This is a genomic window from Ancylobacter novellus DSM 506, from assembly GCF_000092925.1.
Classification (GTDB): Bacteria; Pseudomonadota; Alphaproteobacteria; order Rhizobiales; family Xanthobacteraceae; genus Ancylobacter; species Ancylobacter novellus.
In genome coordinates, this window is sequence record NC_014217.1 from 946,623 (window position 1) to 960,525 (window position 13,903).

Below are 13,903 nucleotides of genomic sequence, written 5' to 3' on the forward strand. Positions count from 1 at the left end.
ATCGATTGCCGAGGGGCAAGGCTAAGGCTAAATCACGAACATGTCCGCAGAACCCGCCGACCAGCTTCTCATCGCCTTCGCGCAGCTCAATCCGGTCGTCGGCGACATCGCCGGCAACCTCATCAAGGCGCGCGAGGCGCGCGCGCAGGCAGCCGAGCAGGGCGCCGAGCTGGTGCTGTTTACCGAGCTGTTCATTGCCGGCTATCCGCTGGAAGACCTCGTCCTCAAGCCGGCCTTCCAGGCCGCCTGCCGCGCGGCGGTAGAGGAACTGGCGAAGGACACGGCCGATGGCGGGCCGGCGGTGCTCATCGGCTCGCCCTGGGCCGATGGCGACAAGCTGTACAACGCCGTGCTGCTGCTCGACGGCGGAAAGGTCGTCACCGCCCGCTACAAGGTCGACCTGCCCAATTACGGCGTGTTCGACGAGAAGCGGGTCTTCGCGCCGGGGCCGATGCCGGGGCCGATCCCGTTCAAGGGCGTGCGGATCGGCGTGCCGGTCTGCGAGGATATCTGGTCGCAGGACGTGATCGAATGCCTCGCCGAGACGGGTTCGGAGCTTCTGCTCATCCCCAACGGTTCGCCCTATCGCCGCACGGTCTATGATGAGCGCATGAATGTCGCGGTGGCGCGGGTGGTCGAGAGCGGCCTGCCGCTCGCCTATGTGAACCAGGTCGGCGGCCAGGACGAACTGGTGTTCGACGGTGCCTCCTTCGTGCTCAACGCCGACCGCTCGCTCGCCGTGCAGATGCCGAACTTCCAGGAGCGCATCCGCCTCACGCGCTGGGAGCGCTGGGCCGAGGGCTGGCGCTGCGAGGAGGGCGCGCGCTCTCCGCTGCTGCTCGACGACGAAGCGGACTATGCCGCCTGCGTCATGGGGCTGCGCGACTATGTGGAGAAGAACCGCTTCCCCGGCGTGGTGCTTGGCCTTTCCGGCGGCGTCGATTCCGCGCTCGTCGCCGCCATGGCGGTCGACGCGCTCGGGGCCGAGCGGGTGCATTGTGTGATGCTGCCCTACCGCTACACCTCGAACGAGTCGCTCTCCGACGCCGCTGCGGTCGCCGAAGCGCTGGGCGTGCGCTACGACATCGTGCCGATCGCCGAGAGCGTCGAGGCGCTGGAGAAGGTGCTGGCGCCGATGTTCGACGGGCGCCCGCGCGACGTCACCGAGGAAAATCTGCAGTCGCGCGTGCGCGGCACGCTGCTGATGTCGATCTCCAACAAGTTCGGCTCGATGGTGGTCACCACCGGCAACAAGTCGGAGATGTCGACCGGCTACGCCACGCTCTATGGCGACATGAACGGTGGCTATAACCCGCTGAAGGATCTCTACAAGACGCAAGTCTTCCGCCTCTGCCACCTGCGCAACCGCTGGAAGCCGGCCTATGCGCTCGGCCCCTCCGGCGCGGTGATGCCCGAGAACGTTATTGTCAAGCCGCCGACCGCCGAGCTGCGCGAGAACCAGAAGGACCAGGACAGCCTGCCGCCCTATGACGTGCTCGACGCCATCCTGCTGCGGCTGGTGGAGCGCGAGATGCCGGTGGCCGACATCGTTGCCGAGGGCTACGACGCGACTCTGGTGGCGCGGGTGGAGCGCATGCTCAATATTGCCGAGTACAAGCGCCGGCAGGCGGCGCCCGGCGTGAAGGTGACGGCGCGCAATTTCGGCCGCGACCGGCGCTATCCGATCACCAACAGGTTCCGCGAGACGGCATAGGGCGGGCCCGCCTCGGTCCCGCAGTCGTGATGCGCGGGCATGGCACCGTGATGCTATCGCTGGTGTTGTGGTTCCTCCGGGGCTGCGGTCCCGACATGAGGGGTGGCGTGCTGTGAAGACACCGGTGGCGATCGGGTTCGCGGCGCTGCTGGCCGGATGTCTCGGCTTTGCGCCCGTTACCGCGCAGGACATGCTGCGCCACCTAGACCTGACCTCACCGCAGATGACGACGGCCGAGATGAGCCGGGCCGATGTCGAGGCGCTGATCGCCGCGGCAAGGCCGGGCGCGCCGGTCGATCTTGCCGGGCGTCGGCTCAACGGCCTCGATCTGTCCGGCCTGGACCTGACCGGGGCGAACTTCCGTGCCGCGCTGCTCAATGGCGCGAATCTCGGGCGGGCACGCCTCGATGGTGCGATGTTCGATCAGGCCTGGATGCTGAAGGCCATTCTCTCCGGCGCCAGCCTGAAGAAGGCCAGCCTGTTCGGCACGCAGGCGCAGGACGGCCGGCTCGACGGCGCCAACCTCTCCGGCACGCGTATCGCCGGCGATTTCTCGCGCGCCGACTTCAGCAGGGCCAATCTCGCCGGTGCCGATTTCAGCGCGGACATGCGCAATCAGTCCATGGGGCTGATGCGCGGCGTGCTGAACTCGGCCAATCTGGAGGGCGCCAATCTTCAAGGTGCCAATCTGTCCCGCGCGCAGCTTCGCTTCGCCAATCTCCGGGACGCCGATCTGGCGGGGGCCTCGCTCGTCGGCATGGAGGCTGCCGGCGCCGATTTCACCGGCGCCAATGTGGCGCGCGCGGATTTCAGGAATGCCGACGTGGATTCGGCACGGCTGATCGGCCTGCTCGGGCTCGACGCCGCCAGGAATCTGGACGCGGCCAAGAATCTCGATCTTTCGATACGGCAGTGACGGATGCGCGCGGTTGTAAGCCGGCGCCGCCTCGGCGATAAGGCGCGCCATGTCGAACCCTGCTTCCGCGCCCGTCCTCCGCTTCGCCCCGTCGCCGACTGGGCTGCTGCATGTCGGCAATGCCCGCACCGCGCTCTACAACGCGCTCTATGCGCAGCGCGAGGGCGGCACCTTCATCCTGCGCTACGATGACACCGACACGGCCCGTTCGACGCCGGAATTCGCGCAGGCCATCGCGCAGGACATGGCGTGGCTCGGCCTGAACCCGGATCGGATCGAGCACCAGTCGGCGCGGCTTCCCCGCTACGACGCGGCGGTCGAGAAGCTGAAGGCGGCGGGGCGCCTCTATCCGGCCTATGAGAGCGAGGAGGAGCTGGAGACGCGCCGCCTCTCGCGCCGCCGGCGCGGCCTGCCGCCACTCTACGACCGCGCTGCCCTGAAGCTCACCGGCGCCGACCTCGCGAAGCTCGAAGCGGAGGGCCGCCGCCCGCATTGGCGGTTCAAGCTGGACGGTCGCATCGTCGCCTGGGAGGACATGGTGCGCGGGCATCAGACCGTGGATACCGCCACGCTCTCCGATCCCGTGCTGGTGCGCGAGGACGGCTCCTATCTCTACACGCTGACCTCGGTGGTGGACGACATCGAGATGAGCGTGACCCATGTGGTGCGCGGCGAGGATCACGTCACCAATACCGGCGTGCAAATCGAGATCATCGAGGCTTTGGGCGGCACGGCGCCGGGCTTCGCCCACCACAATCTCCTGACCCTGCCAAGCGGGGAGGGGCTGTCGAAGCGGCTCGGCCATCTCTCGCTCAAGGCGCTGCGCGAGGCGGGCGAGGAGGCGCTGGCGGTGGCTTCGCTCGCGGTGCTGACCGGCACCTCCATGGCGGTGGAGTCGGTCGAGAGCCTCGACGCGCTGGCGGCGAGGATCGATTTCTCGAAGATCTCCCGCGCGCCGGCGCGCTTCGATCCCGTCGAGCTCTCGGCGCTCACCGCTGCGACGCTGCACCATCTGCCTTATGCGACGGTGGCGGAGCGGCTGTCCGCGCTCGGCGTCGGGGGTGGCGAGGCGTTCTGGCTGGCGGTGCGCGGCAATCTCGCGCGGCTGCCCGATGCCGCCCTGTGGTGGCGGGTGGTGGAAGGCCCGATTGAGCCGGTCGTGGCGCCGGAGGATGCCGATTTCCTGGCTGCCGCCGCGGACCTGCTTCCCGAGGAATGGGGCGAGGACGTCTATCCGCGCTGGATCGCGCTGGTGAAGCCCGCGAGCGGCCGGGCCGGGCGGACGCTCTTCCACCCGCTGCGCCTCGCGCTGACCGGACAGGAGAGCGGCCCGGAGCTCAAGGCTTTGCTGCCGCTCATCGGCCGGGAGAAGGCTGCGGCGCGGCTGAGGGGCGTGCGCGCGTAGGGCTCAGGGCTTCTTCGTCGCCGGCGGCGTCGCGGGGCGCGGCTGCGACATCTCGCGGGCGGCATCCTCGGTGACGACGATGTCGCCCTTGCGCAGGGTCTGGTCTTCCTGGCTTCCCAAAGCCTGCGCCCAGCTCATGCCGGCGGGGCGGCAGGAGCAGGCGGGCACGAAGCTCTTCTTGTAGAGCAGCGCGTTGGGCAGCGACATATAGGGTTGGCCGTTGGCGGCGACCGCCTGCTCGATGTCCCCGCCCGGATTGCGATAGGCGAAGAGCCGCGCTTCCGTGCCGGGGCACTGGCGCTGGCAGACCGCTTCGTCCGAGCCGAACTTCGCCGGCGTGGCGGCAAACGAGATCGGGAAGAAGAAGCCGTCGCAGGTGCGCACGCACACGGTGCGATAGGTCGAGACCTTCGGCATCTCCAGCGGCTGCACGTCGAGCGGGCCGGCTTCCTCGTCCATCGTGCGCGGCACGCCGAAGAGCTGTTCGAAGAAGTTGCGCGGGCGCCGGTTCATGTTGCCGTAGACGCCGCCGCCTCCACCGCCCTGCCCGACCGCGGCCTGGTATTGCGGGCCGCAATTGTTCTGCGCCAGTGCGTAGATCAGCTGGCGGCGCTGCTCATTGGTGCCGCTCTGCTGGCCGCGCGACTGCATCATGGTGCGGTCGAGCGCCGAGCGCGCCTGGGTGAGGCGGCGGTTGAGCGATTCGCACTGCGGCGGCAGCTGAGGCTGGAAGATGAGGAAGCCGCGCTTGTCGCAGCCCAGCTGGCGCACCTGCGCGGAAAGGTTGGCGACGTCCTGCTGCTGCTGGGCGATGACCGCGCCGAGATTGGGCTGGCCCTGCGGCGCCTGCCCGCTGTCGAGCGCGGCGAGCTGGCCTTCCAGCCGGATGCAGGCCGAACGATCGCCGCCGCCCGCACCACCACCCACTGCGCCGGGTGGCATGTCCTGCGCGCTCGCGACGCCGGCGGAGACGGCAAACAGCGCGGCGGCGAGATAGGAGGCGAGGCGAGGGCGGGTAAGCATCATCGATGGGAACTGTATCAACCGGAATGTCTGGCGTCTCGTCAGCGCGGTTTGCCGGAAACCGCCGAAGGACGCAATGAGCATGGCGAGCTTGTCGAAAGTTTGAAGCAATCACGATCTACCGCCGGGGCCGCCGCGGAAAGACGAGACATGTTGCGGCGGTGCCGCACGCGCTTATATGCGGGCGGTCCCGAACCGGAGCTCATCGATGACCCGTGCCGTCGCCCGCGCTCTCCTCGCCGTCCTCGTCCTGTGTGCCGGCGCGCTCGTCGTCGCCGCACCTGTACGGGCGCAGGAGCCGGAACTCATCTTCAAGAAGTCGACGGTGTGGAAATTCCTCACCCCGGACGACAAGCTCGCGACCTATGTGATCGACGATCCGCTCGTGCAGGGCGTCGCCTGCTACTACACTGTACCGGAGAAGGGCGGGGTGAAGGGCATGCTCGGCGTCGCCGAGGAGATCTCGGACATCTCCATCGCCTGCCGGCAGGTGGCGCCGATTAGCTTCAAGAGCAAGTTCGACCAGGGCGACGTGGTCTACCGCGAGAGCCGCTCGCTCATCTTCAAGAAGATGCAGATCGTGCGCGGCTGCGACGCCAAGCGCAACGTGCTGGTCTACATCGTCTATTCGGACAAGCTGATCGAGGGCAGCCCGAAGAACTCGACCACCAGCGTGCCGATCATGCCGTGGGGTGCGAGCGGCGAGGCGCCGAAATGCGCCGACTATCTGAAGTGAGGCGGCGGCTTACTTGCTGCAGGTGATGGCGACCGTCTCGGCGCAGGCGCCGCCATAGCAGGCGGTGCGCAGCGGCGCGGTGCTGACGCTGCTCAGCGTGGCATCCGACTTCATCTTGCCGAAGCCGATCGCGCGGCTGTAGTCGTGTACCCGGCACCACGCATCCGCCATCGCCTGACCGCAGGGCGCACCCGAAGCGACGCAATTGTCGATGCCGTAGCCGTCCGACGTGTCGACGACGAAGATCGCGGTGGGCTCCTGCGCCATTGCGAGGCCGGGCGCGGCGATGAGGGCGACAGCGAGGAGGGCCGAGCGGAGACGGCTGGAATGAGGCGGCGCGAACATGGGATGGGTCGTTCGGTTGGTGGCGTTGAGGCGTTCGGCGGGATTAACGCGAATGTGGCGAAAAGGTTTGAACCGAGCCTTAACAATTCCACATAATCACGGCTCCCGACGGCGCCGGGAGATAGCGCCGCGTCCCTCGCGGCGTCAACCATCCTCTGGTAGGGCAGGATCATGGCAGCGTGCGAAGGCGCCGCCATCCGTGCGAATGCGCAGGAACGGGACCGCCCGTGGCCGCCCGGCTTGACGTGGCGGGCCAAACCGGGGACAGACGCGAGGTTGCCCGCCGCCGGGCGAGGACGCATCCAAAGGCGAGATTTATGTCGGCCACCAACGGGCAGTCGCTTCCCGAGCTGAAGCTCTACAACACGCTCACCCGCGCCAAGGAGACCTTCGTCCCCCTGGAGCCGTCGCAGGTGCGCATGTATGTGTGCGGCCCGACGGTCTACGACTTCGCCCATATCGGCAATGCGCGGCCGGTGATCGTGTTCGATCTGCTCTACCGGCTGCTGCGCCACCTCTACGGCGCCGAACACGTCAAATACGTGCGCAACATCACCGACGTGGACGACAAGATCAACGCGCGCGCGGCGAGCGAATTCCCCGGCCTCGACCTCAACGAGGCCATCGCCAAGGTGACCTTCACCACCGAGGCGCAGTTCCACGACGACCTCGAGGCGCTCGGCGTGCTGCACCCCGACGTCGAGCCACGCGCGACCGAGCACATCGCTGAGATGCGGGTGCTGATCGAGCGGCTCGTCGCGTCCGGCCACGCCTATGTGGCCGAGGACCACGTGCTGTTCTCCGTGCCCTCCATGCCCGATTACGGCCAGCTCTCGCACCGGCCGCTGGAGGACATGATCGCCGGCGCCCGCGTCGACGTCGCGCCCTACAAGCAGGACGCGATGGACTTCGTGCTGTGGAAGCCGTCCAAGCCCGGCGAGCCGGGCTGGCTCTCGCCGGCGGGAATCGCCGTGCCGGGGCGGCCGGGCTGGCACATCGAATGCTCCGCCATGTCGTGGAAGCACCTCGGCGAGACCTTCGACATCCATGGCGGCGGCATCGACCTCGTCTTCCCGCACCATGAGAACGAGGTGGCGCAGTCGCGCTGCGCCTTCCACGCGAACATCATGGCCAAGGTCTGGATGCATAACGGCTTCCTGCAGGTGGAAGGCGAGAAGATGTCGAAGTCGCTCGGCAATTTCGTCACCATCCGCGACCTGCTGGCCGATTGGCCGGGCGAGGTGTTGCGCCTCAACATGCTCAAGACCCATTACCGCCAGCCGATCGACTGGACGGTGAAGGGGCTGGAGGAGAGCGCGAAGACGCTGGAGCAGTGGTTCGACGCCGCGGCGCCTGATGCCTATCCTCGGCCTGCCGCCGCAGTACTGGAGGCGCTGGCTGATGACCTCAACACGCCGAAGGCCATCGCCGAGATGCATGCGCTCAAGGACCATGCGGGCAAGAAGGCGCTGGCCGGCACGCTGGCCTTCCTCGGCTTCGAACCCGGTCCGTTCCGCGAATGGGCGGCCGCGCAGGCACCGGAACTCACCATCCCAGAGGCCGAGATCGAGGCGCGCATCGCCGAGCGCATCGAGGCGCGGCGCAACCGCGACTGGGCCGCTTCCGACCGCATCCGCGATGAGCTGATGGCGCTCGGCGTGGCGCTGAAGGACAACAAGGACGGCACAACGACGTGGGAGCCGAAGCGGTGAGCAACGCTCCCGCCGCCGCGCTGCGCCCGATGCTGCCGGGCGACGTGCCGGTGCTCGCGGCCATCGCGGTGGCGGCGATCACGGAGCTGACCGGCGAGGATTATGACGAGAACCAGCAGGAGGCCTGGGCGGCTAGCTTCGACGACGAGGCGGCCCTGGCCGAACGTCTCGCCGGGCGCCTGACTCTCGTGGCGACCCGCGGTGGCGGCGCCGTCGGCTTCATTGCGCTGGCCGACAATCGCGAGATCGACCTGCTCTATGTGCATCCCGAGGTAGCGGGGCAGGGCATCGGCGCGCTGCTTTGCGATGCGGCCGAGAAGCTGGCAAAGGCGCGGGGTTCGAAGAGCCTCGCCGTGGATGCGAGCGATACCGCGCTCGGCTTCTTCCAGAAGCGCGGCTACGTCCCCCAGCATCGCAACACCGTGCCGCGCGGCGGTGTGTGGCTCGGCAACACGACGATGGAGAAGAGCCTGGAGGAAGGTGGCGGGACGGTGCACTGAGTACGCCGCCATTCGGGACTTAATCGTCATCCCGGCCGAGCGAAGCGAGAGCCGGGATCGCTCCCCAAACTACCGTTCTCAGCCATAGGAACGTCATCCTGAGGTGCCCGGCCAAAAGGCCGGGCTCGAAGGATGCTCGTCCGGGTGCGCTTAGGAGCCCATCCTTCGAGGCTCGCTACGCTCGCACCTCAGGATGACGGCGCACTGTGGGATACCGCTCAGCCGTCCCTCACATCCGGTCCAGCACGCTCTCGGCGGCGGCGCCATGCAGCTCAGCCTCGCCGATATGCGAGACGGCGGTGAGCAGCTTGGGCAGCACGGCGCGGACATTGTGCGCCACCAGGAGCTTCACCGGTCGGGCGACATTGACGAAGCCGGTCGCCTGCATGTGGTCGAGCAGTCCCAGCAACGGGTCCCAGAAGCCGGCGACGTTGAGCGCCAGAACCGGCTTGGCGTGGCGGTTGAGCTGCACCCAGGTGAGCTGCTCGACCAGTTCCTCCAGCGTGCCGATGCCGCCGGGCAGGGCCAGGAAGGCGTCGGCGCGCTCGAACATGAGCCGCTTGCGCTCGTGCATGTCCTTGGTGACGATCAGCTCATGGGCGTGGTCGAAGGCCTGCTCCTTGCCGAGCAGGAAGTCGGGGATGATGCCCGTGACCTTGCCGCCGGCTTCGGCGCAGGCGCGCGCGGTGGCGCCCATCAGCCCGACGCCGCCGCCGCCATAGATCAGGCGGATATTCTCGGCAGCCAGCATCCGGCCCAGCTCGACGGCGGTCTGAAGATAGATGGCGTCGGTCCCGGAGGCCGCGCCGCAATAGACGCATATGCTCTTGATCTTTGTCATGGACACCATGTTGCACCGCAGCACGGGCGCATTCAAGCCACCCTCGATTCCTTCACATGGCATCGCCCGACAATGGGTGCAAATCGCGGCGGGCGGTTCAGTTCAGCCATTGCCATCCGCGCGGTAATCAACCACAGCCGAATGAACACGCGGCCGCAGCACGTTCACGAAGACGTTCACGCGCTCGGCAAGCCAGGCGAGCGCTTTCGCGCGATCATCGCTTCTCTCCAGATCACGGAAGGTGCGATGATCACCGATCTGGGGCCGTCCATAGCGGTCCGTCGTTTTCTGGGCTGTGCCATTGAGGAGCTCGTGCACGGCTGGCCAATCTTCAACGATGCGCTGATTGGCATATTCGCCGGCACTGTTGCGCGAGGCGGAGAGGAAAACGCCAACCTCGTTCTTCTTCATGTCGCGATAGACGGTGAGCCAACTGCTGCCATTCGGTGCGGGAAACATGAAGGAGAGATAGCCCTGCTTGGCGGGCTTCGGAATCGTTTGCTGTGGATCGTCTAGCTTCAAGCCGGCAAGGAACTCCTTCCAAAACTGTTGACGCACAGCGGTGAGGCGATCCCATTCGGGATCGCCGGAGCCATCCTCACCGTCGTCCTCGTCCTGGGTTTCCTGAAGCGTCATGCCGTGGGGGAGGGAGACGACATTGCGCACGACGGTTGTCGTGCGAGCAAGAATGCGCGGTGCGACCAGCCGGCTTCCATCCGGCAGCACGTAGATGGGTAGTTCGATCAGCCCGAACGAGAAATGCAGACCCGCATGCCGCTGCAGATACTCGGCGATCGCCTCGACGCCTTCGCGGATTCCGTCACCGACGATCAGTAGCAGAAAGCGGCCGCGCCTAAGATTGGATGTCAGCGCATCGTTGAAGTCGATCTCGTTTACGTCTGGATCGACTTCCCGCACCTTCTCGAGAAGAGAGTTGCCCCTCTTGCCGAGACGAATGTTCACTTCGCGCTGCATGTCAGGTTGCGACCAGCGGCTGAGTTCCTTGGCGTAGTCGAGTATCTGCCCGACGACCTCCCGCCGGCCCTCGGGATTCCGCCACAGCTTGCATTCGACGAGAACTGGAAGGCCGCTCGGCGTCACGAGGAAATTGTCGATCGGTCCCGCGAGCGTCCGTAGTTCTCGACAGATCGATATCGGTCGTCGAAAGGCGGGGTCGATTTCCTCGATAGGAAGAACGCTGGGGTGATCATGCACCAGCTTCTGAATGTCCGCCTCTGCAATGGCGCCTTCTTGCGCCTGCGCACCGAGGGGAAGCAGCGGCACGGCTTCCATCTCGCCGACTCTGAGTAATAGCGGGGTCACATGCTGTCGCGACACGAATCGAGCCTCCAACATGGCAGATGGTGCTCAAGTATGGAGCTTACCGTTGTCTCTCGCGCAAGCAGGTTCGATCCGTCAATTCACGGAAACGGGATGGGTATTTGTCTTGCCTTCATCGTCTATCGACGATAAACGATGGGCATGTCCAATAATGACGCCATGTCCGGCGCCTGCACCGAGGTCGATGACGACTTGCTCGCCTTGCGTCTGCGCGCGCTGGCGCATCCGGCGCGGCTCGCGATCCTGCGCGCGCTGGCGGTGGCCGACAGGTGCCAGTGCGGGCAGATCGTGCGCGGGCTCACCCTCGCGCAGTCGACCGTCTCGCAGCACCTGAAAGTGCTGAAGGAGGCGGGGCTGATCACCGGCACCATTGAGGGGCCGCGCTCCTGCTACTGCCTCGACCGGGAGACCTTCGCCGCCTTGGCGCGCCAGCTCGGGCCGCTGCTGGCCCATCTCGCCAGCGAGGCCGCCGCCGCGCCGGACGCGGTGCGCAGCCCTGATGCGCGGGAGGACGCACTGGCCTGAGGTGGCCGAACGCCTATCTGAACGACGACGAATATCGGGAACCGGGCGAAAACGCCCGAGCAAGTAATGAACTGGAAGTCGCATGTCCGCATCTGAGGGCGCGGCCGCGCCTGCGCGTCCCGCCAAAGCCGCCGAGATCAATCCGCGTGGCAGTCTGCTCGTCGCCCTGAAGGGGCTCTGGCCGTATCTCTGGCCCGCCGACCGTGCGGACCTGCGCGCGCGCGTCATGTGGGGCGTGCTGCTGCTGGTGCTGGCCAAGATCGCCACCATGACGACGCCCTTCTTCTTCAAATGGGCGACGGACGCGGCGGCGGAGGGCGAGGGTGCCCGCATCTCGACCGATGCGATCAGCCTGATCATCGCCGCGCCGCTGGCGCTGACGCTGGCCTATGGCTTCTCGCGCATCGTCATGGCCGGACTGACGCAGTGGCGCGACGGCCTGTTCGCCAAGGTGGCGATCCATGCGGTGCGGCGCCTCGCGCTCGAGACCTTCGAGCATATGCACGCGCTGTCGCTGCGCTTCCACCTCGAGCGCAAGACCGGCGGCCTGACGCGCATCCTTGAGCGCTCGCGCGAGGGCATCGAGACCATCGTGCGCATGCTGGTGCTGCATCTCGGCCCGACGATTCTCGAATTTGCCATGGTGATCGTCGTGCTGCTCTGGCAGTTCGACTGGCGCTATGTGGCCGCCACCGTCGGCATGATCGTCGCCTACACGGTCTTCACCTTCGTGATGACCGAGTACCGCATGTCGATCCGCGCGGCGATGAATGAGAGCGACACCGACGCCAACGCTAAGGCGGTCGACAGCCTGCTCAACTACGAGACGGTGAAGTATTTCGGCGCCGAGCGCTGGGAGGCCCAGCGCTACGACCGCTCCATGGCGCGCTACGAGAAGGCGACGGTGCATACGCACACCTCGCTCGCCTGGCTGAACGCCGGACAGGCGGTGATCTTCACCCTCGGCCTCACCGCCGTGATGGTGCTGTGCGTGCTCGACATCCGCGCCGGGCGGCAGTCGGTCGGATCCTTCGTCATGGTCAACGCCATGATGGTGCAGCTCTACCAGCCGCTGAACTTCCTCGGCATGATCTACCGCGAGATCAAGCAGTCGCTGATCGATATCGAGGCGATGTTCGCCATCCTCGCCCGCGCGCCGGAGATCAAGGATGCGCCGGGCGCGCATGCGCTCGACCTGACCGGCGGCACGGTGCGCTTCGAGGATGTGCGCTTCTCCTACGACCCCGACCGCGAGATCCTCAAGGGCGTGTCCTTCGAGGTGCCGGCGGGGCGGACGGTCGCCATTGTCGGCCCGTCGGGCGCCGGCAAGTCGACCATCTCGCGGCTGCTGTTCCGCTTCTACGACGTCAATGGCGGGCGCATCCTCATCGACGGGCAGGACATTCGCGAGCTGACGCAGGACAGCCTGCGCGCCGCCATCGGCATGGTCCCGCAGGACACGGTGCTGTTCAACGACACGCTCGCCTACAACATCCGCTACGGCCGCGCCGGCGCCTCGGACGAGGATGTGGCACGCGCGGCCGAGCTCGCCCAGATCGACGGCTTCGTGCGGCGCACGCCCAAGGGCTATGCCACCGAGGTCGGCGAGCGCGGACTGAAGTTGTCGGGCGGCGAGAAGCAGCGCGTCGCCATCGCCCGCACCATTCTGAAGGACCCGCCGATCCTCATCCTCGACGAGGCGACCTCGGCGCTGGACAGCCACACCGAGCGCGAAATCCAGGATGCGCTGGAGCGCGTCTCGCGCGGGCGCACCTCGCTCGTCATCGCCCACCGGCTCTCCACTGTGGTCGGCGCGGACGAGATCATCGTGCTCGACCACGGCCAGATCGCCGAGCGCGGCACGCATGTGCAGCTGATGGCGCGCCAGGGGCTCTACCACTCCATGTGGGAGCGCCAGCGCGAGGCCGAGCGTGCCCGCGAGACGCTCAAGGAGGCCGAGGCGGCGGAGGAAGCCGTCGACCTCCACGCGCCGGCGGGCGAGGCAGTGGCGTGACCGAACGTTAGTCCCGGCCGCCGCCTTTGGTCGGCGAGCGCCGCGGAAGCCATTTGACGGCGCCACGACGGGGCCCTACCTCTGCCGTGCCCGCCACAGGGCGCAAGGTTCGGGAACAGCTTTTCATGTCGGTCATCGATTCCATCCGCAGCGGCCTCGCCCCTGTCCATCGCGAAGGCTACCCGTTCATCCTGATCGGGGCGGCGGCGTCGGTGCTGCTGCTCTGGCTGGTGCCGCCGCTCGGCTGGATCGCCGTGCTGATCACCCTGTGGATCTGCTACTTCTTCCGCGATCCCGAGCGGGTGACGCCGGTGCGTCCCGGGTTGGTGGTGTCGCCTGCGGACGGACGGGTCTGTCTCGTCGGCCCCGCCGTGCCGCCGGTCGAGCTCGGCCTCGGCGAGACGGCGTTGCCGCGCGTGTGCATCTTCATGAACGTGTTCGACGTGCATGTGAACCGCGCGCCGCTGGCCGGCCGCGTCACCCGTATCGCCTACCGGCCCGGGAAGTTCCTCTCCGCCGACCTCGATAAGGCGAGCGAGGACAATGAGCGCTCCGGCATGGTGCTCGACACCGCCATCGGCTCGGTCGGCGTGGTGCAGATCGCCGGGCTGGTGGCGCGCCGCATCGTCAGCTTCGTGCGCGAGGGCGACAGCCTGGCGCCGGGCCAGCGCTTCGGGCTGATCCGCTTTGGCTCGCGCGTCGACGTCTATCTGCCCGCCGGCACGCGCCCCGCCGTGGCCGAGGGCCAGCGGGCCATTGCCGGCGAGACCATACTGGCCGATCTTGCCAGCGAAGGCCCGGAGCCTACCTACCGGGTGGATTGAGCAAAAA

General features: G+C 67.2%; 13 protein-coding genes. 9 read left to right on the plus strand and 4 right to left on the minus strand.

Features of this window, described 5'->3' with window-relative positions; genetic code table 11:
* The first annotated feature begins 40 nt into the window (after positions 1 to 40).
* The 3 genes from SNOV_RS04565 to SNOV_RS04575 all read left to right on the plus strand — a co-directional run bounded on the left by SNOV_RS04565 (position 41) and on the right by SNOV_RS04575 (position 4,035).
* Complete coding sequence (locus tag SNOV_RS04565; protein ID WP_013165741.1) at positions 41 to 1,714, plus strand: NAD+ synthase; 1,674 nt, start codon at positions 41 to 43, stop codon at positions 1,712 to 1,714.
* A 112-nt stretch (positions 1,715 to 1,826) separates the two neighbouring features.
* A complete protein-coding gene (locus tag SNOV_RS04570) occupies positions 1,827 to 2,630 on the plus strand; it encodes a pentapeptide repeat-containing protein (RefSeq protein WP_013165742.1) in 804 nt (267 codons plus the stop codon).
* Between the two features lie 49 nt (positions 2,631 to 2,679).
* Complete coding sequence (locus SNOV_RS04575) at positions 2,680 to 4,035, plus strand: glutamate--tRNA ligase (protein ID WP_013165743.1); 1,356 nt, start codon at positions 2,680 to 2,682, stop codon at positions 4,033 to 4,035.
* Positions 4,036 to 4,038: 3 nt separating this feature from the next.
* Here SNOV_RS04575 and SNOV_RS04580 read toward each other — a convergent pair whose 3' ends face one another.
* Positions 4,039 to 5,061 (minus strand): DUF2865 domain-containing protein, encoded by a 1,023-nt coding sequence (locus SNOV_RS04580; RefSeq protein ID WP_013165744.1) that lies wholly within the window; start codon positions 5,059 to 5,061, stop codon positions 4,039 to 4,041.
* Between the two features lie 205 nt (positions 5,062 to 5,266).
* On the opposite strand from SNOV_RS04580, the gene SNOV_RS04585 reads away from it, so the two are divergent.
* A complete protein-coding gene (locus tag SNOV_RS04585) occupies positions 5,267 to 5,794 on the plus strand; it encodes a CreA family protein (protein WP_013165745.1) in 528 nt (175 codons plus the stop codon).
* Positions 5,795 to 5,803: 9 nt separating this feature from the next.
* Here the strand turns inward: SNOV_RS04585 and SNOV_RS04590 are convergent, their stop codons facing one another.
* Positions 5,804 to 6,139, minus strand: a complete 336-nt coding sequence (locus SNOV_RS04590; protein ID WP_013165746.1) for a hypothetical protein — start codon at positions 6,137 to 6,139, stop codon at positions 5,804 to 5,806.
* 317 nt (positions 6,140 to 6,456) lie between these two features.
* On the opposite strand from SNOV_RS04590, the gene cysS reads away from it, so the two are divergent.
* Both cysS and SNOV_RS04600 read left to right on the plus strand, forming a co-directional pair.
* The gene (cysS, locus tag SNOV_RS04595; RefSeq protein ID WP_013165747.1) at positions 6,457 to 7,851 is read left to right on the plus strand and encodes a cysteine--tRNA ligase; all 1,395 of its coding nucleotides are present in this window, start codon (positions 6,457 to 6,459) and stop codon (positions 7,849 to 7,851) included.
* A gap of 29 nt (positions 7,852 to 7,880) precedes the next feature.
* The gene (locus SNOV_RS04600) at positions 7,881 to 8,351 is read left to right on the plus strand and encodes a GNAT family N-acetyltransferase (protein WP_187291123.1); all 471 of its coding nucleotides are present in this window, start codon (positions 7,881 to 7,883) and stop codon (positions 8,349 to 8,351) included.
* 229 nt (positions 8,352 to 8,580) lie between these two features.
* Here the strand turns inward: SNOV_RS04600 and SNOV_RS04605 are convergent, their stop codons facing one another.
* Both SNOV_RS04605 and SNOV_RS04610 read right to left on the minus strand, forming a co-directional pair.
* The gene (locus SNOV_RS04605) at positions 8,581 to 9,192 is read right to left on the minus strand and encodes an LOG family protein (RefSeq protein ID WP_041782862.1); all 612 of its coding nucleotides are present in this window, start codon (positions 9,190 to 9,192) and stop codon (positions 8,581 to 8,583) included.
* A 102-nt stretch (positions 9,193 to 9,294) separates the two neighbouring features.
* Positions 9,295 to 10,485 (minus strand): hypothetical protein, encoded by a 1,191-nt coding sequence (locus SNOV_RS04610; protein ID WP_013165750.1) that lies wholly within the window; start codon positions 10,483 to 10,485, stop codon positions 9,295 to 9,297.
* 189 nt (positions 10,486 to 10,674) lie between these two features.
* Here SNOV_RS04610 and SNOV_RS04615 point away from each other — a divergent pair, with 189 nt between their 5' ends.
* The 3 genes from SNOV_RS04615 (at position 10,675) to SNOV_RS04625 (ending at position 13,896) form a co-directional block, all read left to right on the plus strand.
* A complete protein-coding gene (locus tag SNOV_RS04615) occupies positions 10,675 to 11,058 on the plus strand; it encodes an ArsR/SmtB family transcription factor (protein ID WP_244412861.1) in 384 nt (127 codons plus the stop codon).
* 82 nt (positions 11,059 to 11,140) lie between these two features.
* Positions 11,141 to 13,072, plus strand: coding sequence for an ABCB family ABC transporter ATP-binding protein/permease (locus SNOV_RS04620; protein ID WP_013165752.1), 1,932 nt, complete (start codon positions 11,141 to 11,143; stop codon positions 13,070 to 13,072).
* Positions 13,073 to 13,158: 86 nt separating this feature from the next.
* Positions 13,159 to 13,896 carry a phosphatidylserine decarboxylase gene (locus SNOV_RS04625; RefSeq protein ID WP_272481027.1) on the plus strand — a complete coding sequence of 246 codons (738 nt, stop codon included), beginning with the start codon at positions 13,159 to 13,161 and terminating at the stop codon, positions 13,894 to 13,896.
* The last annotated feature ends 7 nt before the right edge of the window (positions 13,897 to 13,903 follow it).

Coding starts and splice junctions, on each gene's coding strand:
- SNOV_RS04620 (WP_013165752.1), top strand. CDS start 11,141: ATGTCCGCATCTGAGGGCGCGGCCGCGCCTGCGCGTCCCGCCAAAGCC.
- SNOV_RS04580 (WP_013165744.1), bottom strand. CDS start 5,061: ATGATGCTTACCCGCCCTCGCCTCGCCTCCTATCTCGCCGCCGCGCTG.
- SNOV_RS04575 (WP_013165743.1), top strand. CDS start 2,680: ATGTCGAACCCTGCTTCCGCGCCCGTCCTCCGCTTCGCCCCGTCGCCG.
- SNOV_RS04590 (WP_013165746.1), bottom strand. CDS start 6,139: ATGTTCGCGCCGCCTCATTCCAGCCGTCTCCGCTCGGCCCTCCTCGCT.
- SNOV_RS04565 (WP_013165741.1), top strand. CDS start 41: ATGTCCGCAGAACCCGCCGACCAGCTTCTCATCGCCTTCGCGCAGCTC.
- SNOV_RS04585 (WP_013165745.1), top strand. CDS start 5,267: ATGACCCGTGCCGTCGCCCGCGCTCTCCTCGCCGTCCTCGTCCTGTGT.
- SNOV_RS04600 (WP_187291123.1), top strand. CDS start 7,881: ATGCTGCCGGGCGACGTGCCGGTGCTCGCGGCCATCGCGGTGGCGGCG.
- cysS (WP_013165747.1), top strand. CDS start 6,457: ATGTCGGCCACCAACGGGCAGTCGCTTCCCGAGCTGAAGCTCTACAAC.
- SNOV_RS04605 (WP_041782862.1), bottom strand. CDS start 9,192: ATGACAAAGATCAAGAGCATATGCGTCTATTGCGGCGCGGCCTCCGGG.
- SNOV_RS04610 (WP_013165750.1), bottom strand. CDS start 10,485: ATGGAAGCCGTGCCGCTGCTTCCCCTCGGTGCGCAGGCGCAAGAAGGC.
- SNOV_RS04615 (WP_244412861.1), top strand. CDS start 10,675: ATGTCCAATAATGACGCCATGTCCGGCGCCTGCACCGAGGTCGATGAC.